This is a genomic window from Sorangium sp. So ce406 (assembly GCF_051474675.1).
Classification (GTDB): Bacteria; Myxococcota_A; Polyangia; order Polyangiales; family Polyangiaceae; genus Sorangium; species Sorangium cellulosum_G.
In genome coordinates, this window is the sequence record NZ_CP150340.1 from 6685329 (window position 1) to 6703789 (window position 18461).

The following is an 18461-nucleotide window of genomic DNA, read 5'->3' on the forward strand; positions in this document are numbered from 1 at the left end:
TGGGTCGGGTCGCCCAACCTGGGTCGGGTCGCCCCCCGCGAGAGGCGCTCATGCCACCGCGCGAACCGGCGGCACGCGGGACGGCGCGCCCTGAGAGCGGCTGCGCCGGCGGAACGCGCCCGGCGCCTCTCCGGTGTGACGCTTGAACGCGCGGCTGAACGCGAACTCCGAGTCGTACCCGACCTCCGCCGCGACCGAAGCCAGCGAGCGGTCGCCCTCGGCGAGCAGCTCGGCCGCGCGCTGCATACGGAGCTCCGCGACGTAGCGGAGCGGCGGGACGCCGAGCTCGGCGACGAAGCGCCGCGCGAATGCCGCCCGGGAGAGGCCCGCCGCCCTCGCGAGCGCCTCGATGGTCCACCGCGCCGCCGGCTTCTCCTGGATGAGCTGGAGGGCGCGCGCGACGCGCCGATCGAACGCGCGCGCCGCGCTCCCGTCGCGCGCGCGCCCGTGGCAGTGCAGCGTGTAGGCGAGCAGCGGATCGAGGAGCGAGCGCGCCAGCCGCTCCTGCTCCACGGACGGCTCCGCGAGCGCGGCGCGCAGCAGGCTCACGACGGCCGAGAGCCCCTGCGCGCGCCGCACCTCGCCTGCGGGCAGGTGCACCACCGGCGCGAGGCCGGCGAGCGCCCCGTCGGGCTCGGCCGCGTACGTCGCCGAGAGCAGCTCCGCCGGCGCGCCCACAGCGCCCGACGGCGGCGCGACGCAGCGGAGGCTGTGCTCACGAGGCGCGGCGCCACGCTGGCCGGCCCCGAGGAGCACGACGTCGCCGGGCTCGAGCCCGACGACGCGCGCCCCGTCCTGCGCGAGGAAAAACGAGCCTTGCACGACGACGTGAAGGCTCGGCGGCTCGCCCGCGCTCACGCCCCACGGCGGCGCCCCATGGCGCCGCGAGACCACCACGCCGCGAGGAAGCTGCCGCTCCATCTCGTCCGCCATGGCGCATGGTTGCCCGCCCCGAGCCCGCTCGTCCAGCGCTCGTTCGCAGGTCGAGACGCGCGGGCATGACTCCGCGCTTCCCGGTCATGGCGCGCGGGCGGGAGCGGCCGCAACATCCTTCCCATGATGCGTTTCGAGGCGCCCCCCAGCGAGGAGCAGCCGCTCCCCCGCGCGCTGCCTGAGGAGATCCGCCACAGGCTCCTCAGGAACCGGACAGTCCTGATCTTCGGGGAGATCACGAGCGAGCTGGCGCAGACCACGACCGCGCAGCTCCTCGCGCTCGCGAGCGAGAGCGAGGAGCCGATCCGGGTCCTCATCCACTCGCCGGGAGGGCACGTCGAGTCGGGGGACACGATCCACGACGTGCTCCGCTTCATCCGGCCCGAGGTCAAGATGATCGGCTCCGGATGGGTCGCCAGCGCGGGCGCCCTCATCTACGTTGCCGCGCGGAGGGAGAACCGGTTCGCGCTCCCCAACACGCGCTTCCTCCTGCACCAGCCGCTCGGCGGCGTGCGCGGCCCCGCGTCGGAGATCGAGATCGAGGCGGCCCAGATCATGGCCGTGCGCGCGCGGCTCAACCGCATCTTCGCCGAGGCGACCGGCCAGGAGCCCGCGAAGATCGCGCAGGAGACCGAGCGCAACCTGTGGATGACGGCGCGCGAGGCCAAGGAATACGGCCTCGTGCACCGCGTGATCGAGAGCGCGCTGGAGGTCTAATCGCTAGAGCGGCCGCACCGGCAAGCAGAGCTCGCAGCGGAACGTGTTCGTCTTGGGATCGTGGAACTCGCCCTGGTAGAGCTCGAAGCAGGGCCGGTGGTCGGGCTGATAACCGCTCTCCGGGAGCCACCGCCCAAAGAGGTGGTCCCAGGCGGCGCCGATCTCGCTGCCGCCGCCGACGAACAGGCCCGCGGCGTACTTGCCGCCGGCCACGTCGGTCACGTTGACGTCGCCATCGGCCTTGAGGCCATCCGGGATCACGATCGCCGCATCGTGGCGGCACCTGGCCGGCGCTGTCACCTTGGGATTGTCGTGCGCGATGCCGAGGCAGAGGCGGTCCGCGGTCCACAGGTCGCGCGCCGCCGCCCAGCGCGCGAGGCGCTGCCAGGTCTCGCGGACGCCGCCTTCCGGGCCGTACGGGCCGATGTTCCGGATATAGGCCACGCGGTAGCTCGGCAGCGTCTTCACCGTCACGTTCATGATCATCTCCTCGTCCTTGCGGGCTTCAGCGCCCGACGAGGAGCCATCTTGGTCGGCCGCGCGCGCCGCTGCTTTGCCAGGATTGCGCACGACTTCACCCGGCTTGCTCTCCGCTTGACGCGCCTTGCATGCCTCCGCGGCCCCGCCGCTGCGCCAGGCCGAAGCGCTCATGCCGAAGCGCTCCTTGAACGCGCGCGCGAAGGCGCTCGCCGAGCTGAAGCCGTTCTCGAGCGCGATCTCGAGGATGTCGGCGCGCGGCCGCTGCGTCAGGTGGCTGGCGGCGTTCTCGAGGCGCGTCCGCTGGATGAACTCGCGCAGGTTCTCGCCGGTCATCGACTTGAACACGCGATGGAAGTGAAACGGCGAGAACGCCGCCACCGCCGCCAGCGTCTCGAGGGACAGCTCCTCCGCGCGGTGGGCCTGGACGTAGTCGATCACGCGGTTGACCCGCTTCTGGTACTCGGCTCGGCTCCTGTCGCTGCTCGCCACGCGCGCAGGTTAGCTGATCGGGGCTGCGCCGGCCGGGCCGAACGGGCCACGGCACCGCGCGCCGCTTCCAGGCCCCCCGCCCTCGCCCCCCGGCGCCGGCGGCCGCCGCGCCAGCCCGTCCGCATCGCCCCCGACGCCAGCGGCACAGGCCTCGATCTCGGCCAGGCCACCGACGCGCCTCAACCCCGTCAGCCCCCACAGCCACGAAATTCGCTGGTCGCGAGCGCGGGCGCGGCCCACCACGCTATCCTCGGCCGTGGAGCGCCATGGCGCTCGCCCCCGAGGAGCCCAGCATGTCCATCGAGCACTTCGACGTCCTGATCATCGGCGCCGGCCTCTCCGGCATCGGGGCCGGCTACCACCTCCAGGCGCGCTGCCCCGGCAAGCGGTACGCGATCCTCGAGGCACGCAGCGCCATCGGCGGGACGTGGGACCTGTTCCGCTACCCCGGGATCCGCTCGGACTCCGACATGTTCACGCTCGGTTACTCGTTCCGCCCCTGGAAGGAGGCCAAGGCGATCGCCGACGGACCGTCGATCCGCGACTACGTGCGCGATACAGCCCGGGAGTTCGGCATCGACCGGCACATCCGGTTCAATCACCGGGTCCGGTCCGTATCGTGGTCCTCCGAGCACTCGCGCTGGACCGTCGAGGTGGACGTCGGCCCGAGCGAGGAGCGCGTCCGCATCTCCTGCAGCTTCCTGTACGTCTGCAGCGGCTACTACAGTTACGAGAGCGGCTATACACCGAGCTTCCCGGGCCGCGAGGACTTCCAGGGTCGGCTGGTGCACCCTCAGGACTGGCCTCAAGATCTCGACTACCGGGGCAGGCGCGTCGTGATCATCGGCAGCGGCGCCACGGCGGTGACGCTGGTGCCTGCGATGGCCGCTGACGCGGCGCACGTGACGATGCTCCAGCGCTCGCCGTCGTACATCGCCTCGTTGCCCGCCGAGGACCCGATCGCGAACGCGCTCCGCGCGCGCTTGCCGGAGCGGATCGCCCACCGCGTCGCCCGCTGGAAGAACGTCGGGATCAGCCTTCTTGTCTACCAGATCTGTCAGCGCGCGCCGGCGCTGGCGAGGCGGCTGCTCCGCAGCGGCGTCGCGCGGCGTCTGCCGCCCGACTTCGACGTCGATACGCACTTCAACCCGCGCTACGACCCGTGGGATCAGCGCCTCTGCCTCGTTCCCGACGCCGATCTTTTCCGCGCGGTCAAGGCGGGGCGCGCCTCGGTGGTCACCGACCGGATCCGGACCTTCACGAAGGACGGCATCCTGCTCGAGTCGGGCAAGGAGCTCCAGGCGGACATCATCGTGACGGCGACTGGCCTTCAGCTCCTGCTCTGCGGCGGCATTCGCATCGCCGTCGACGGTGGCGTCCTCGAGCCCGGCAGGACCTTCGTCTACAAGGGTTTGATGCTGGGCGGCGTCCCGAACTTCGCGCTCTGCCTCGGATACACCAACGCCTCGTGGACGCTCCGCGCGGAGCTGGCGTCGACGTACGTCTGTCGGCTGCTCAACCACATGGATCGCCACGGCTACCGGCAATGCCTGCCGCGCCCCGACGAGTCCATCCTCGAGGGTCGTCCGCTGCTCGGCCTGACATCGGGCTACGTGCAGCGCGCCGTGGACCACCTGCCCAAGCAGGGCTCGAAGGCGCCGTGGTCCTTCCGCCAGAACTACGTGCTCGATTTGCTCGCCATGAAGCTCGGTCCGGTGGACGACGGGACCATGGTCTTTTCCAGAGGCGGTCAGCCGACGCGCCGCGATGTCGCCAGCGCAGCGCGTCCTCCGCACGCGGAGACCTGAAGCACACGGGAGGCGCGCTCCGTCCGATCACGGGGCCGGGATCGCTCCGCGACAACGCACCCCCGCCCCGGGTCGCTCACCTCGATGACGAGAGGAGCGCGGCTAACCGCGCATCGGCGTTCTCTCGAATGTTCATGAAGAAGATCTGGTACTCGATCGCGTGATCATTCCCGTCGCCGAGCACGCGATCGAGGATGCGGCTCGGTAGATCCCTGGGAACCGCGCCCACGTGGTGGAGGACGAGCGTGCCGTCCACGCACTGGGCGTCGCCCACGAGCCCGCGGCGCGGCGCCCTGTCGTCGCTCTCGAGGAACACAGCGCCGAGGTTCAGGGCCGCGGGAGCGAGGGCTCCGTCCGTCCGCCAGGACAGGGGGTTGGTGCAGATCCGCTCGCGCGGGTCCGACCGGTGCATCTCGAAATCGCTCGGCGCATACAGCGTTCCGCGCGCGTTCCACGCAACCACACAGTGAAGGTCATCAGGCACTCGACACGCCGGGATGTCGGGCGCGCGCTCGCGCAGCCCATCGACGGTGATCGCGCTGCCGATCAGGTACGCCGCCACGAGCTGGTCCCGGAACGGGGTGCCCGAGATCGCGTCGTACAGCAGCCGCTCCGCCATGACCGTCCCCTGGATCAGCCCGTGCGTCGGATTGCCCAACCTGGGTCGGGTTGCCGGGCTCAACCTGGGTCGGGTTGCCGGGCTCAACCTGGGTCGGGTTGCCCCCCAACCTCGGTCGGCTTGGCCCAGCTCCCCAACCCCGGTCGGCTTGGCTCCCTCTCCCCCTGGCAATCACCACACACCTACACCCACATTACCTCACATCGCCCATCAAATTTCTTCGCCATTCGGCACCCGGCATGTCGAGACTCCGCCCGCAGCTCCGACCTGCCTGTGAACGCGCCCCGCGCCCGGGGCGTCAGCGATGAGAGGGAGCCCACCATGAAATACATGCTGATGATGAACACCCCGCACGGCGGCCCGTACCAGGTTGCAAGCTGGCCGCAGAAGGACCTCCACGCGCACATCGCCTTCATGAAGAGCTTCCACAAGAAGCTCAGCGACTCGGGCGAGCTCGTGGCCGCCGAAGGCCTCTCCGGGCCCGACCAGGCCAGGCTCGTGCGCGCCGGCAACGACGGCAAGCCGATCACCGACGGCGTGTTCCCGGAGACCAAGGAGTTCCTCGCCGGGTACTGGATCGTCGAGGTCGACACCCCCGAGCGCGCCTACCAGATCGCCGCCGAGGCCTCCGCCGCGCCCGGCCCCGGCGGCGCGCCGCTCAACATGGGGATCGAGGTCCGCGAGGTGATGAGCGCGCCCCCCAACGATCTGCTGTGACCCCTCCGTCACGCGACGCCCGGGCCGAGCGCCTGCTGCGCGACCTCGCGCCGCAGGTGCTCGGCGCCGTCCTCCGGCGATTCCGCGACTTCGCCGCCTCCGAGGACGCCGTCCAGGAAGCGTTGCTCGCCGCGGCCACCCAGTGGCCGCGCGACGGCGTGCCCGACGAGCCGCGCGCCTGGCTCATCCAGGTGGCGTCGCGCCGGATCACCGATCACGTCCGGAGCGAGGCCGCCCGCCGCCGCCGCGAGGCGTTCGTGATCAGCCTCGTGCCGCCGGAGCAGCAGATCGCCCTCGCCCCCGACAGCGACGAGACCTCCGAGCAGGACGACACGCTCGCCCTGCTCTTCATGTGCTGTCACCCCGCCCTGTCGCCGTCCTCCGCCATCGCGCTCACGCTCCGCGCCGTCGGCGGCCTGACCACCGCCGAGATCGCCAGGGCCTTCCTCGTCCCCGAGGCCACCATGGCGCAACGGATCAGCCGGGCCAAGCAGAGCATCAAGGCCTCCGGCGTGCCGTTCCAGATGCCCACGCCCGAGGAGCGCGCGCAGCGCCTCGGCGCCGTGCTGCACGTGCTCTACCTGATCTTCAACGAGGGCTACACCACGAGCTCCGGCCCCGAGCTGCACCGCACCGACCTGTCGAGCGAGGCGATCCGGCTGATGCGCGCCGTGCACGCGCTCCTCCCGGACGACGGCGAGGTCGCGGGCCTGCTCGCGCTGATGCTGCTGACCGACGCGCGTCGCGCGGCGCGCACCGGGCCGGCGGGCGAGCTGATCCCCCTCCACGAGCAGGATCGGAGCCTGTGGGATCAGCGCGCCATCGCCGAGGGCGTCGCGCTCGTCACCGCGGCGCTGTCGAGGGGAGCCATCGGCGCCTATCCGCTGCAGGCCGCCATCGCGGCGGTGCACGACGAGGCGGCGCGCGCCGAGGACACCGACTGGCCGCAGATCCTGGCGCTCTATGGCGTGCTGATGCGGATGTCCGACAATCCGATGGTCGCGCTCAGCCACGCGGTCGCGACGGCCATGGTGCACGGCCCTCGCGCGGGGCTCGCTCTGCTGAACGCCCTCGACGCCGACCCGCGGCTCACGGGGCATTACCGCCTCGACGCCGTCCGCGCGCACCTGCTGGAGCGCGCCGGCGATCACGAGGCCGCGATCGCGCACTACAGACGAGCGGCCAGCCGCACGACGAGCCTCCCGGAGCAGGCGTACCTGGCGACGCAGGCGGCGCGGCTGAGCGACGCCCGGAGGTGAGCGGCATGCGCCGGCGCGCGTCACCGCGACCGACCCGACCGGCTTCGCTGTCGAGGAGCGACCGTTGACCCGGACGACGCGCGCGCCTAACCGGTCGCCCATGTCCAGCGCAAGCGACGCGTCCATGGCGCGCTACGCCCGGGAGATCGAGGTCGCGACGGCCGCCGCGCGGGCCGCCGGCGAGGTGATCCTGGCGCTCTACGGGCGCGCCGCGGTCTCGGAGAAGCCCGACGGGTCCGTGGTGACAGAGGCAGACCACGCCTCGGATGCCGCGATCCGCGCCGCGCTCTCGTCGGCGTTCCCCGGCGACGCCCTCCTGACCGAGGAAGGAGCGGACGACGCTGCGCGGCTCGCCAGAGACCGTTGCTGGATCGTCGACCCGATCGACGGGACAGCGCAGTTCGTCGCGCGCACGGGCGATTTCGACGTGTTCATCGCGCTTGTCGTCCATGGCGCGCCGGTCGTCGCGCTGTCGTATCAGCCAACGACCGGGCTCCTCCTGAGCGCCGTCGCCGGGAGCGGCGCCTGGATCGAGCGCCCCGGCGAAGCGCGCCGGCCGCTCCGCCTCTCCTTCGGCGGCGGGCGACCCGCGATCGCCACCAAGGGCTGGCTCGGCGCTCCGGACAACCTCCCTCGCCTGCAGCGCGTCGCGCGGCGGCTGGGGGCTGCGGACGTCGTCGAGACGACGCGGAGCCTCTGCGCCCGCGCGCTGCTGCCGGGCGAGGGCTCGGTCGACGCGATCGCCGGGGTCCCCGCCGGTCGCCGCCTCGGCGCCTGGGAATGGGACATCGCCGCGGTCGACCTGATCGTCCGGGAGGCGGGCGGCGCCGCCACCGACCTCGCCGGCAACCCGCTCCGCTACAACCGGCCCACGCCGCGCCTCGATGACGGGCTGCTCATCAGCCGATCTCCCGTCCTTCACGAGCAGCTCCTCTCGGCCCTCGCCCAGGAGCCGTGAGGTCCGCGAGGACCGCATGGCGCACGCCTGTAGACCGCCTTCCACGCAGAGCGCCGCTGGAGCGCGCGCTCATCGCCTGCATCCGCGCGGTGAACAACGCGGGTGCGAGAGCGCGCTGGAGCGCCGCTCTCAGGCGCAGACGGCGAGGAGAGCAGATGAACTGCCAGAAACGCCAGGCGGCGCTACGCGGACACCAGCCCCCGCCGCACCTCCCCCTTCGCCTTCGGCCGCGCGGCCTGCACGTCCACCGGCAGTCGCCTGGCGCTGAGCATCGCCGTCGGGCTGAAGAACTCGCGCTGATCGTCGCGCGCCACCGCGATGGCCTTGTACCGATCGAGCAGGATCTCCAGCGCGATCTTCGCCTCCAGCCTGGCCAGCGGGGCGCCGAGACAGAAATGGATGCTGTACCCGAAGCTCAGGTGCGGGTTGGGCTTGCGGTGGATATTGAACCGGTCGGGGTCCTCGAACTGCGCGCTGTCGCGGTTGGCCGAGACGAGCCACAGAATCAGGATCTGATCCGCCGGGATCCGCTTCCCACCGAGCTCCACCTCGGTGGTGGTCCGCCGGGCGAGCCGCGGGAACGGCGGGCGATAGCGGAGCACCTCCTCGATGGCCGCCGGGATCGCCGAGGGGTCGGCCCGGAGCTCGTCCGCGGCGGCGGGGTTCTCGTCGAGGCACAGGATCGCATTGCCGACGAGCGCTGTCGTCGTGATGTGCCCGGCGATCAGCAGCAGGCCGACGAAGCCGACGATCTCCTCGTCCTCGAGGCGGTGGCCGTCGACCTCGGCGCACACCAGCTTGCCGATCAGATCGTCGGTCGGCCGGGCGCGACGCTGCCTGATGTGCGAAAGCAGGTAGTCGTTCATCTCCCGCAGCGTCGGGGCCATCCGGTTCATCATCGCCTCGTCCGGCAGGGCGCCCGTGTCCTCCCTCGACAGCAGCGAGTCGGCCCACCGCCGGAACGACTCCCGGTCGGCGACCGGGATCCCGAGCAGCTCGGCGATCACGATCACCGGCAGCGGATACGCCAGGGACCCCACCAGATCGAAGCGCTCGGCGTCGCCGACGCCGTCGAGCAGCTCGCTCGTGAGCGCCGCGATCCGCGGCGCGAGCCCGGACACCATGCGCGGCGTGAACGCCTGGCTCACCAGATCGCGGAGCTTCCGGTGCATCGGAGGGTCCATCCGGACGAAATTCCCCCGGGAGAACAGCTCGAAGTCCGCCTGCGGCGGGATGAACCTGGACATGTCCGACGAGAACGTCGCCGGATCGGACAGCACGCGGAAGATGTCCGCGTGACCGAAGAGCTGCCAGATCCGCTGCGTCTCGTCATGATGTATCGGGCTGGACTCCCGCGCATGGCGCAGCCAGGCCAGGAGCGGGTCCAGCGCGGGCTGGTTCGGATGGGCGATCGCGTCGGTCGTGCTCATGGTGGATCACTCCTCGGGGCTCTCCCGCGTTGAGGTCGAATTCCCTTGTACGAACTGCACGTAATCAGCGCGCAACCGCACGAACATGTCGATGATCCCGGGCGCGAGCGCGCGGAGGACCTCGGGATCGGGGGGATCCGGGGGCTCGAAGGCGTTGCGCACCATCGCCGCGACGATCTCGGCCCTCTCGTCCAGCGACCGCCGCTCCTCGGGCGGCAACATGGGATCGAGCAGGTAGAAACCGAACATCGAGGCGTTGATCGCATAGAACTGGTCGTCCGCGGCCATGTCGGTGCGCAGCAGGCCGTGCGACCGGAGGAGCGCGAAGTGGCCGCGAAACGACGCGAACTTGCGGCCCCGGAGCGGCCGCACCGTGCTCTCCTCGAGAAGGCCACCGAGCACCTCCGTGTCCCCGGTGAACATCGCTTGCAGCAGCGGAAACTCCTTCAGCAAAAGGAGCGTCCTCCGCAGCAGGCGGTGCAGCAGGATCTCCGCGGGATCCTCGCGGATCGCCTCGATGAGGCCGGCATACAGCTTCACCGAGTCGCGCGCGAGCACGGCGAGGAAGAGCGCCTCTCGCGTCCTCCAGTGCAGGTAGACCGTCCCCTTGCCGATACCAGCCCGCTTGGCGACCTCATCGATCGTGACGCGCTTGTACCCCCAGCGGAGCACCAGCTCCGCCGCAGCATCCAGAATCCGCTCGGCCCGCTGCCGGTGCTTCGAGATCTCCCCTTCAATCAAGCGCCTGCTCCATCGTGGACGTTTGACCAATTTTCTAAATTGGTCAAACGTCGCGACGTCAATGTAGCGCTCCCTCCGGGCGGGTCAACCCGGCGGGCGCCGCTCGCCGCAGGGGGCGCCGTCAGCCTTCGAGGTAGGAGCCGAGCTCTCGCTGCCGCGAGCGCATCCGGAGCTTCTCGAGCAGCTTCGCCTCGATCTGGCGGATGCGCTCGCGCGTCAGCGAGAAGGACTGCCCGATCTCCTCGAGCGTCTCGTCCTCGTTGCCGTCGAGGCCGAAGCGGCGCCGCAGGAGCTCGCGCTCGCGCGGCTGCAGCGAGTCGAGCAGCTCGCGCGTCTGCTCGATCAGGCGGCGCCGGGCCAGCATGTCGGCGGGCGTGGGCTCCTCGCCGGCCAGCAGATCGCCGTACCGGGTGTCCCCCTCCTCGCCGATGGGGGCGTCGAGGCTGAGCGGGTCGAGCGCGAGCTCGCCGATCATGCGCACCTTCTCCACCGAGAGGCCGCTGCGCTCCGCGACCTCCTCGACCGAGGGCTCGCGGCCGCGCTCCTGCACCAGATCCCGCCGAGCGCGCACCACCTGGCTCCGGATCGCGGTGAGGTGCACCGGCATGCGCACGGCCTTGCCCTGGTTGAGGACCGCCCGCTTGATCGCCTGCTTGATCCACCACGCGGCGTAGGTGCCGAACCGGTGGCCGCGGCGGTACTCGAACTTGTCGGCGGCGCGGATCAGGCCGAGGTTCCCCTCCTGCACGAGGTCGAGCAGCGGGACGCCGAAGCGCTGGTGCTCCCGCGCGATCGCGACCGCGAGGCGCAGGTTCGCCTGGACGAGCTCGGACTTCGCCTGGGCCACGGCGCGGCGCGCCCGGGCGATCGCCGCGATCGTGGCCTGGATCGGCGCGCGCTCGGCCCCCGTCGCCTCGGCCGCCGCCGTGCGCAGGCTCCGCTCGATGCGCTCCTCGAAGGCGGGATCGAGGCGCAGCTCCGCGAGGCCCGCGGCGAGGCCCGCGAGCGCGATCTCCTGGTCCTCGCCGCTCCGCTCCCCGGCATGGAGCGAGCGCGCCAGATCGAGCAGCCCCGCGAGCCGCTTCAGGCACGCTTCCGCGTCGACATCGCTGGCGTCGGACTCGCACAGCAGATCCCGGATGCCGAGCGCCCCCACATGCACGTCCTCCGCCGTCCAGGCGAGCTCGCGCAGGGCGATCGGCGAGCGGACCCAGGCCTCGACGCACGCGAGCGCGCCCGCCTCGATGCGGCGGCCGATCGCGACCTCACCCTCGCGCGTCAGCGGCTGGCTGCCGGCGAGCGAGCGGAAGTAGAGCTCGGTCGCGCCCGGCGCGACGTGCCCGGCCGCAGCCCGGCCGCGGCGCGCAGGGGCGCGCTCGCCCGCCTGCTCCTCCGCGGAATCGATGACAACGGGACGACTCGATTCGGGCTCGCTCGCAGAGAGCGAGGGACGGAACCTCATTCAGTGCGCTCCAGTGTTGCCGCTGCGTCGTGCCTGCCCCCGGAGGTGCAGGGAGATACGAGCAGCGAGGCGCCTCGATACTCTATCCGCTATGGACGTAAACAGAAAATCGAAGGGCTAGCCTACTGCCGCCCTTTTACGGCATTTTTCGTGGTTGTTCCACCGCTCCGCGCGCGTCGTTGCATCTCCCCGGCGGCGCCGGCGCGCGCGCGGGGTTCTCGGCGCGGAGGAGCGCGCGCCGGAGGGCGTCCTCCGGGATCGGCGGCGTCGGCTCAGCCCGTTGCGCGGCCGGTCGAGCCCGCGCGGGCCGGGCGCGCTCGACCGGGGGCGACCGGCGTGCTCGACGCGGAGAGCGCCCGACTCTCCGGTCATGCCGGCTGAGCTCCGTGGCTGTGCGGCGTTCACCGAGGGTCTCCCCCCGGGATGTCGAGAACTGGCCATCACCCCGCCGGGCAGGCCGCCGCGAGCTCGTGACGACGGCGGCGCAGCGCCCGGGTAAACTCCTCGCAAGAGGGAAATTCCATGCGATTGCTCGTCTCTATCGACTCGTGGGGTGCGAGGTTGCTCTCGGTGCTGGCGATCGCGCCCGCCCTGAGCTGCGGTGGCGTCACGACCGGAGGAGGCTCGGGCGGGAGCTCGGCGGAAGGCTCGGGCGGAAGCCCGGCCGCGGGCTCCGGCGGGAGCCCGGCCGTGGGCTCGGGCGGGAGCTCGGTCGATGGCCCCGCCGGGAGCACGGGGAGCGTGACGCCGGAAGGTCCGCCGTTCGCGTGCGACGATCCCGAGCCCGTCGTCGTCGCGGGCGTGGACACCGGGTACGTGCGCTGCGCCGGCGGCTGGATGCACCGCGCCAAGGTCGTCGCCTGCCCCAGCGCGCTCCCGCGCGAGGAGGCGTGCTCGGACCCGAGCGGCGCCGCGGGGAGCTGCAAGACCGACGCTGACTGCACCGACCAGCCGCACGGCTACTGCAACGCCGCGACCGGAGGCGACGTGCTGCCAGGGTGCTACTGCAACTATGGGTGCACGACCGACGCCGACTGCGGCGATGGGCAGATCTGCCTCTGTGGCGATCCGGTCGGGCAGTGCGTGCTCGCACAGTGCACGAGCGACGACGACTGCGGCGGCCTGCTCTGCTCCACCTACGTCCTGAACCCCGGCTGCGGCGGGACCGGCTTCGCCTGCCAGACGTCCGCCGACGAGTGCGCCGGCGACGACGACTGCGTCGGGGAAGAACAGTGCTCTCTCGAGGCCGGGCGCCACGCCTGCACGCCGCAGATCTGCGTGATCGGCCGGCCGTTCCTCGTCGAGGGGGTCGCGCGCACCGCCGACCCCGCCGCGCGCGACGACTGGCGGGCCGCAGCCCCGGGAGCGCCGCCCCGCCGCGAGGCGCTCTCGCCCGAGCAGCAGGCGGCGCTCGCCGCGCACTGGACCCGCTCCGCCCTGCTCGAGCACGCGTCGATCGCGGCGTTCGCGCGCTTCTCGCTGCAGCTCCTCTCGCTCGGCGCGCCGCCCGAGCTCGTCCACGCGGCGCAGGCGGCCATGGGCGACGAGGCCGAGCACGCGCGCATGTGCTTCGAGCTCGCGAGCGCCTTCGCCGGGCGCGGCGTCGGCCCGGGGCCCCTCGCCATCGACGGCGCCCTCGGCGGCGACGGCGCCCGCGAGATCCTGGTGACCACCTTCCGCGAGGGGTGCGTCGGCGAGACCGTCGCCGCCATCGAGGCAGCCGAGGCCGCCCTCCACGCGACGGACCCCGCGATCCGGCGCGCGCTCGAGAAGATCGCCGAGGACGAGACGCGGCACGCCGAGCTCGCCTTCCGGTTCACCGCCTGGGCCCTCGAGCGCGACCCCTCCCTGGCGAGCGCCGTCCTCGACGAGCTCGCCGCCGCGCGCGCGGAGCCCCCCGCCCCGCGCGAGGCCGACGGCGGCGGGCCGCTGCTCGGCTTCGGCGTGCTCTCGGCGCAGCACCGGCGCGCGATCCGGGAGCGCGCGCTCGCGCAGGTCATCGCGCCCTGCGCGCAGGCGCTGCTCGCGCGCGGGCGCGACGAGCGCCGCGCGCCACGGCCGGCGCTCAGCGCGAGGAGACCGAGAGCTTCGCGATGAAGAGCTGACCGTCCGCGACCTCGGGCGCGCAGTTCAGGAGCCTGAAGTCGTCGCTGAAGGTGCCCGCCAGGAAGATGTCCGTCCCGGAGACGGCGAGCGCCTGGATCTGCTGGATCCCGGCGCCGGCGAGCGCGCCGCTCCACTCGACCTCGCCGGTCGTGGCGTTGAGCCGCGCGAGGAAGATGTCGCCCTCGACGCCGTCGCCGGTGACCTCCGCGTCGTCGGTCTTCATCTGCTGCTGGAAATGCCCGGCCACGACGATCTTCCCGGACGTGTCGGTCCCGACCGCCTGCGCCGACTGGGCCAGGCTGCCCCCGAGGTGCTTGGCCCACCGGGAGACGCCGCGCCGATCGAGGTGCGCGACGAAGCCGTCCTCGTCGGTGGAGACGAACCCGCCGTCAGGCTCGCCGGCGAGGTCGATCCCCCCCGTGAACGAGCCGGCCAGGACGACGCCCTCCTTGTGCACCGCGACGGCGCTGGCGCGCTGATCGCCGGGGCGCGACGAGTAATGCCGGTACCAGAGGCCCGCGGCGCCGGCGCTCGGCGGGTCGCAGATCCACGCCGTGGGGAACGACGCGAGCAGGGCGTCGACGCCGTCGGCGGCCTCGTCGGCGGACGGCAGCCCGCGCTCGGCGCCGGGAAAGCCGAGGTTCACGCGGCCCTCGAAATCGGCGACCACGAACGCCTCGCCGGCGTCCACGCGGAGCGCGCGGGGCCGGTAGCTCGCCCCCTCGCGGCCCGAGAAGACGCCGTTGCACGCGCTCGAGAGCGTCTGTCCGTCGTGGCTGGCGAAGCCCATGTCCGCCCCGCCGTTGAGCGACGTCAGGACGAGGACGCGATCGCCGTCCACGGCGACCGCCTTCGCCTCGTCGAGGCGGCTGGAGCCGTGGGTCGCGCAGGCCGCGGGCCCGCCTGGATCGCCCTTGTCGAGCCGCGCCACGAACACGTCGCCGTCGCCCGCGCCCTCCGGGAGCGCGCAGTCCGCGCCGAACGCGAGGCTGCCGGTGAAGTCGCCCGCCACGTAGACGCCGCCGTCGCCGAGGGCGATCGCGGTCGCCTGATGGACGCTGGTCGCGACGTCGTTCTCCGCGTTCCCGAAGCGCCCGCTCCAGAGGTGGTTCCCGTCCGCCGCGAGGTGCGCCACGAAGACGTCCTTGCCCCCGCTGCCGGCCCGGAGCGCCGCGCCGCCCGCGACAGCGAGGGTCCCCTGGAAGCCGCCCGCGACCCACAAGGTGCCGTCCCTGTCGGCCGCGATCCCGCCGAGCGTCGTGTCGGCGTCGCCGAAGGGCATCGCCCACTGGCACGTGTACCCGGGCTCGCTGGACGTGCCTCCCCCGACGCCCTGCTCGCCGATGCGCTCGATGCCCGCGATATCCGCGCACCCCGCGGCGTTCGCCGCGAAGAGGGCGCTCGCCAGCCAGAGCAGGGCGCGCCGTTCGAGCGCCCTCGTCATCAGAACACCCCGACGACGGCGCCGCCGAGGACGCCGGGCGCGATGTGCACGCGGGCGCTCGCGCGCGGGCCGTCCGGGGGCAGCGTCCACCAGAGGACGGCCGTGCCGGCGAGCGCCGCGCCCGCGGCGATGAACGAGAAATCGGAGACGGTCGCGTACGACATCGCCCTGCTCGACAGATCGGGCACCGGCTGCGCACAGTCCCGGTAACGCGCCGGATCCCTGCACGCCGTCCCGGCGGCGTTCTCGACCTTGTCCCACGTGGAGATCGCGAGAGCGCCAAACGTGCTTCCGAGCGCGATGCCCGCCAGCGCGAGCCCGCCAGTCACCCACATCAGGTTCCGGTGGATCGGATCGGGCCGCGCGCCGTACGGCGCCTGCGCGCGCCGCTCGATCACGCGGGGCGCGGGCGGCGCGTCCTCTGCCGCGAGCTCGGGCTCGAGCGCCGGGATCTGGACCTCGACGAGCTGTCCTGGCTGGCTCGCCTCGACCTCGCGCGAGAAGGACTGCGTGCCCGGCGCGATCGCGGTCACCCGGTGCTTGCCCGGCTCGACGGGGCGGGCCGCGCCGACCAGGCCGCGCGCGTCCACGCCGTCGAGCCTCACCACGAGCCCCGGCAGCGCCTGCACCTCGGGCGATGCGACGATCGCGAGCTTCGGGAGCCGCTGCTCCACCGCCGCCGCGCGCCCGCGGGCCTCCGCCGCCTGCCGCGGGTCGCCGCCCGCTCCCTCCGGCGCCGCCGCGACCTCGGTGTAGAGGGCCCACGCGCTCGCGAGGCGCCCCGTGGCCTCATGGCACCTCGCGAGCTCGAGCTTCGTCCCGGCCGACGGGCTCAGCCGGTCGCTCTCCTCGAGCTTCGGACAGGCCGACTCGGGCCGGCCGCTCGCCATGAGCTCCCCAGCCTCCCGGCGGAGCTGGTCGGCCCGCGCGCGCTCTCCGATCGTCGTCGGCTCGGCGCCGGCCGGGGCCGCCGGCGCCGCGGCGGCCAGCGCCACGGCGAGCCCGATCGCGAGGCGGCCGAGGCCCCCCCGCGCCGCGCGACGCGCGCCGCCCGCTGCGCCACGCGCCCGGCGGCGGGACCTTCTGCACATCTCTTCAGGCATCGAGTCCCCAGGAAGGTCGGCGCGCAGCACCCGCTCCGGAGCGGCGCGCTGGACCGCGACGACCGATAACAGGGCACCGCGAGGAGCGCCAGGACGAAAGGCGCCCTGGGCGCCCCGCCCGCCGGTACCCTGGTCGGGCGCGCGGCCATTGCGCTAGCGTTGCGCGTCCGCTTCCGGTCCCGCCCTCGTCCCCCGTCATCGAGCGTACCGGCTGGAGCGCTCTCGCGAACAGGTGCCCTGATGTCCTCCGTGCCAGCCCCGAAGAAGAAGCGGCCCAAGAAGATCGTCAAGAAGGCCGCGAAGAAGACCGCGGCCCCGCTGCCTCGCCGCGACGAGGCGTGGATCGGCGGCTTCTTCTCCCTGCGCGCGTTCGTGCACGAGGGCGACGAGGCGTACCGCCCCGAGGCGGTCGTCTGGATGACCGAGCGCGGCCTCGTGCTGAGCTGCGCCGCGCTGCGCCCCGGCGACGTCGTGGCGGGCGCGGTCGACAGCTTCGAGGCCGCCGCCAGGGAGCCGCTGGACGGCGAGGCGCGCCTGCCCGCGCGCGTGCGCGTGGCGTCGCCCGCGCTCGCGGACGCGCTGCGCGCGCGGCTCGGCGCGACGGTCGAGGTCCGCGTCGCGCCGACGCCGGAGATCGACGTCGTCGCCGAGGACCTGGAGGAGCACCTCGGCGCGCGCGACGGCCGGCTGGCGCCGAGCTTCCTCGGGGGCGGCATCGAGGCGCCGGCGATGGCGTCGTTCTTCCGCGCGGCGGCCGCGCTCTACCGCGCGGCGCCCTGGAAGGCCGTGCCCAGCGACGCCGACATCATGGCGCTGTCGATCCCGTCGCTCGGCGCGCGCGACCTCGCGCTGTGCGTCGTCGGGCAGGCCGGCCAGAGCCACGGCGTGCTGCTCTTCGAGAGCGCGCAGGGGTTCGAGCTCTACCTCGCCGAGACCGCGAAGCTCCCGGACGCGCCGCCCGCCTCGCTGCCGGCGAGCTTCTTCTCGCTGAGCTTCGACCGCGCCGGCGACCTGCACCCGGCGCTGCGCGCCGAGGTCGCCGAGCAGCGCTGGGAGCTCGCCGATCCCGACGCGTATCCGATGCTCGCGATGGTCGACGAGGATCTCATCGGCCGCAAGCCGACGCCCAAGGAGCTCACCGCCTCCGAGGCGCTCGCGCTCGGCCTGGCCGAGCTGATGAAGCGGCGCAAGGAGGTCCTGAGGGCGTTCCGCGGCGGCGCCCCGGTGGACGCGACCTTCGTGGTGGAGACGCAGGCGGGCCCGGTGGAGGTGCTGTTCGGCGCGCCGCACCCGGCGCGGCGCTGATCCGACGGCGGGCGCGCGCGGCGGGCGAGCGGCGGGCGAGCGGCGGGCGTCGACTCAGCGGTTCATGAGCCGGTAGAGATCGGCGTTCAGGATGAACTCGCAGATGACGTTGCCGAACTGGAGGATGTCGCCGCTCCGGAGGGGCACGCCGTCGCCGGCCGGCGCGAGGAGCCGGTCGTTCAGGTAGGTCCCGTTGGTGCTCTTCCTCGCGTGGAGCAGCGGGGTGTCTGCGACAAGGACCGAGATGTGCGCGTGGACCTTGGAGACCGACTGGTCGCGGAGCACGATATCGCTGTTCAAGGCGCGCCCGATGAGGATGCGATCCTGCCAGGGGCTCTCCGGCCGCTTGGTCACGGCGAGGAGCTCGCAGCCGTGGGACGCCACCGACATGCCCGACGAGATCCGGTGGCGGCACAGCGCCGGTTGGCCGGCCGAGCCGGGCGAGGTGCCGGCGAAGAGGGTCTTGAACGACGGGGGAGGCTGGTCCTCGGGGCCGAGCTCCCGGAGCAACCAGGCGTGAGGGTACCTTCGATCGAAGGCCATCCGTGAGAGCGCGCGGCTCTGGGCACAAAGGGTCGCGAAGGTCAACATGAGCGGATCTTCCCCCAGGTTCCGTGCTGTTCGAGCGACGGGGCCCGCCCGGGCGGCGCGCGGCCGGTCCGGCAGGGCCTGATAAGGCCCTTATACATCAGTCCACGACGGGATCACCGGGGGCCACGCCGCGCCCTGGGCTCGAAAATCATGCGCCGCGCGGACCACAAGTCGGTACTCGCCATACCCGGCTGACGCGCGGCTCACAGGCCTGACACGCGCGACGCCCATGCGGCCCACGTGGAGGTCACGCGCGGCGCACCCACGTGCACTCCCAGGTACCTCCACGGGGCGAGGGC

General features: G+C 72.8%; 16 protein-coding genes. 7 read left to right on the forward strand and 9 right to left on the reverse strand.

From position 1 onward, the window contains the following. Positions 1-48 precede the first annotated feature (48 nt). Complete coding sequence (locus WME96_RS24680) at positions 49-933, reverse strand: AraC family transcriptional regulator (RefSeq protein WP_437284043.1); 885 nt, start codon at positions 931-933, stop codon at positions 49-51. 126 nt (positions 934-1059) lie between these two features. Between WME96_RS24680 and WME96_RS24685 the strand changes: the two genes are divergently transcribed. Beyond that, a complete protein-coding gene (locus WME96_RS24685) occupies positions 1060-1650 on the forward strand; it encodes an ATP-dependent Clp protease proteolytic subunit (protein ID WP_437292349.1) in 591 nt (196 codons plus the stop codon). 3 nt (positions 1651-1653) lie between these two features. Here WME96_RS24685 and WME96_RS24690 read toward each other — a convergent pair whose 3' ends face one another. Further along, the gene (locus tag WME96_RS24690; RefSeq protein WP_437284044.1) at positions 1654-2619 is read right to left on the reverse strand and encodes an AraC family transcriptional regulator; all 966 of its coding nucleotides are present in this window, start codon (positions 2617-2619) and stop codon (positions 1654-1656) included. A gap of 293 nt (positions 2620-2912) precedes the next feature. Here WME96_RS24690 and WME96_RS24695 point away from each other — a divergent pair, with 293 nt between their 5' ends. Next, positions 2913-4427: a flavin-containing monooxygenase gene (locus tag WME96_RS24695; protein ID WP_437284045.1), complete on the forward strand. Its 1515-nt coding sequence runs from the start codon at positions 2913-2915 to the stop codon at positions 4425-4427. A gap of 76 nt (positions 4428-4503) precedes the next feature. On the opposite strand, the gene WME96_RS24700 is transcribed toward WME96_RS24695, so the two are convergent. Next, positions 4504-5085 (reverse strand): DUF3089 domain-containing protein, encoded by a 582-nt coding sequence (locus tag WME96_RS24700; protein WP_437284046.1) that lies wholly within the window; start codon positions 5083-5085, stop codon positions 4504-4506. A 282-nt stretch (positions 5086-5367) separates the two neighbouring features. Here WME96_RS24700 and WME96_RS24705 point away from each other — a divergent pair, with 282 nt between their 5' ends. The 3 genes from WME96_RS24705 to WME96_RS24715 all read left to right on the forward strand — a co-directional run bounded on the left by WME96_RS24705 (position 5368) and on the right by WME96_RS24715 (position 7980). Continuing rightward, on the forward strand, positions 5368-5763 hold the full coding sequence (locus WME96_RS24705) for a YciI family protein (RefSeq protein WP_433926302.1): 396 nt from the start codon (positions 5368-5370) through the stop codon (positions 5761-5763). After that, positions 5760-7022 (forward strand): RNA polymerase sigma factor, encoded by a 1263-nt coding sequence (locus tag WME96_RS24710; RefSeq protein WP_437284047.1) that lies wholly within the window; start codon positions 5760-5762, stop codon positions 7020-7022. The genes WME96_RS24705 and WME96_RS24710 overlap by 4 nt, the downstream gene beginning before the upstream one ends. A 100-nt stretch (positions 7023-7122) precedes the next feature. Next, positions 7123-7980 carry a 3'(2'),5'-bisphosphate nucleotidase CysQ family protein gene (locus WME96_RS24715; protein ID WP_437284048.1) on the forward strand — a complete coding sequence of 286 codons (858 nt, stop codon included), beginning with the start codon at positions 7123-7125 and terminating at the stop codon, positions 7978-7980. Positions 7981-8162: 182 nt separating this feature from the next. Here the strand turns inward: WME96_RS24715 and WME96_RS24720 are convergent, their stop codons facing one another. The 3 genes from WME96_RS24720 to WME96_RS24730 all read right to left on the reverse strand — a co-directional run bounded on the left by WME96_RS24720 (position 8163) and on the right by WME96_RS24730 (position 11613). Further along, on the reverse strand, positions 8163-9410 hold the full coding sequence (locus WME96_RS24720; protein WP_437284049.1) for a cytochrome P450: 1248 nt from the start codon (positions 9408-9410) through the stop codon (positions 8163-8165). Between the two features lie 6 nt (positions 9411-9416). Continuing rightward, positions 9417-10151, reverse strand: coding sequence for a TetR/AcrR family transcriptional regulator (locus WME96_RS24725; protein ID WP_437284050.1), 735 nt, complete (start codon positions 10149-10151; stop codon positions 9417-9419). Positions 10152-10272: 121 nt separating this feature from the next. Beyond that, positions 10273-11613: a sigma-70 family RNA polymerase sigma factor gene (locus WME96_RS24730; RefSeq protein WP_437284051.1), complete on the reverse strand. Its 1341-nt coding sequence runs from the start codon at positions 11611-11613 to the stop codon at positions 10273-10275. 522 nt (positions 11614-12135) lie between these two features. On the opposite strand from WME96_RS24730, the gene WME96_RS24735 reads away from it, so the two are divergent. After that, positions 12136-13710 (forward strand): ferritin-like domain-containing protein, encoded by a 1575-nt coding sequence (locus WME96_RS24735; protein ID WP_437284052.1) that lies wholly within the window; start codon positions 12136-12138, stop codon positions 13708-13710. Here WME96_RS24735 and WME96_RS24740 read toward each other — a convergent pair. After that, positions 13679-15163 carry a hypothetical protein gene (locus WME96_RS24740; RefSeq protein ID WP_437284053.1) on the reverse strand — a complete coding sequence of 495 codons (1485 nt, stop codon included), beginning with the start codon at positions 15161-15163 and terminating at the stop codon, positions 13679-13681. The two genes, WME96_RS24735 and WME96_RS24740, sit on opposite strands and share 32 nt — an antisense overlap. Next, the gene (locus WME96_RS24745) at positions 15163-16254 is read right to left on the reverse strand and encodes a hypothetical protein (protein WP_437284054.1); all 1092 of its coding nucleotides are present in this window, start codon (positions 16252-16254) and stop codon (positions 15163-15165) included. The genes WME96_RS24740 and WME96_RS24745 overlap by 1 nt, the downstream gene beginning before the upstream one ends. Positions 16255-16506: 252 nt before the next feature. Between WME96_RS24745 and WME96_RS24750 the strand changes: the two genes are divergently transcribed. Next, the gene (locus WME96_RS24750) at positions 16507-17571 is read left to right on the forward strand and encodes a hypothetical protein (RefSeq protein WP_437284055.1); all 1065 of its coding nucleotides are present in this window, start codon (positions 16507-16509) and stop codon (positions 17569-17571) included. Positions 17572-17625: 54 nt separating this feature from the next. On the opposite strand, the gene WME96_RS24755 is transcribed toward WME96_RS24750, so the two are convergent. Further along, positions 17626-18114: an FHA domain-containing protein gene (locus WME96_RS24755; protein ID WP_437284056.1), complete on the reverse strand. Its 489-nt coding sequence runs from the start codon at positions 18112-18114 to the stop codon at positions 17626-17628. Positions 18115-18461 lie beyond the last annotated feature (347 nt).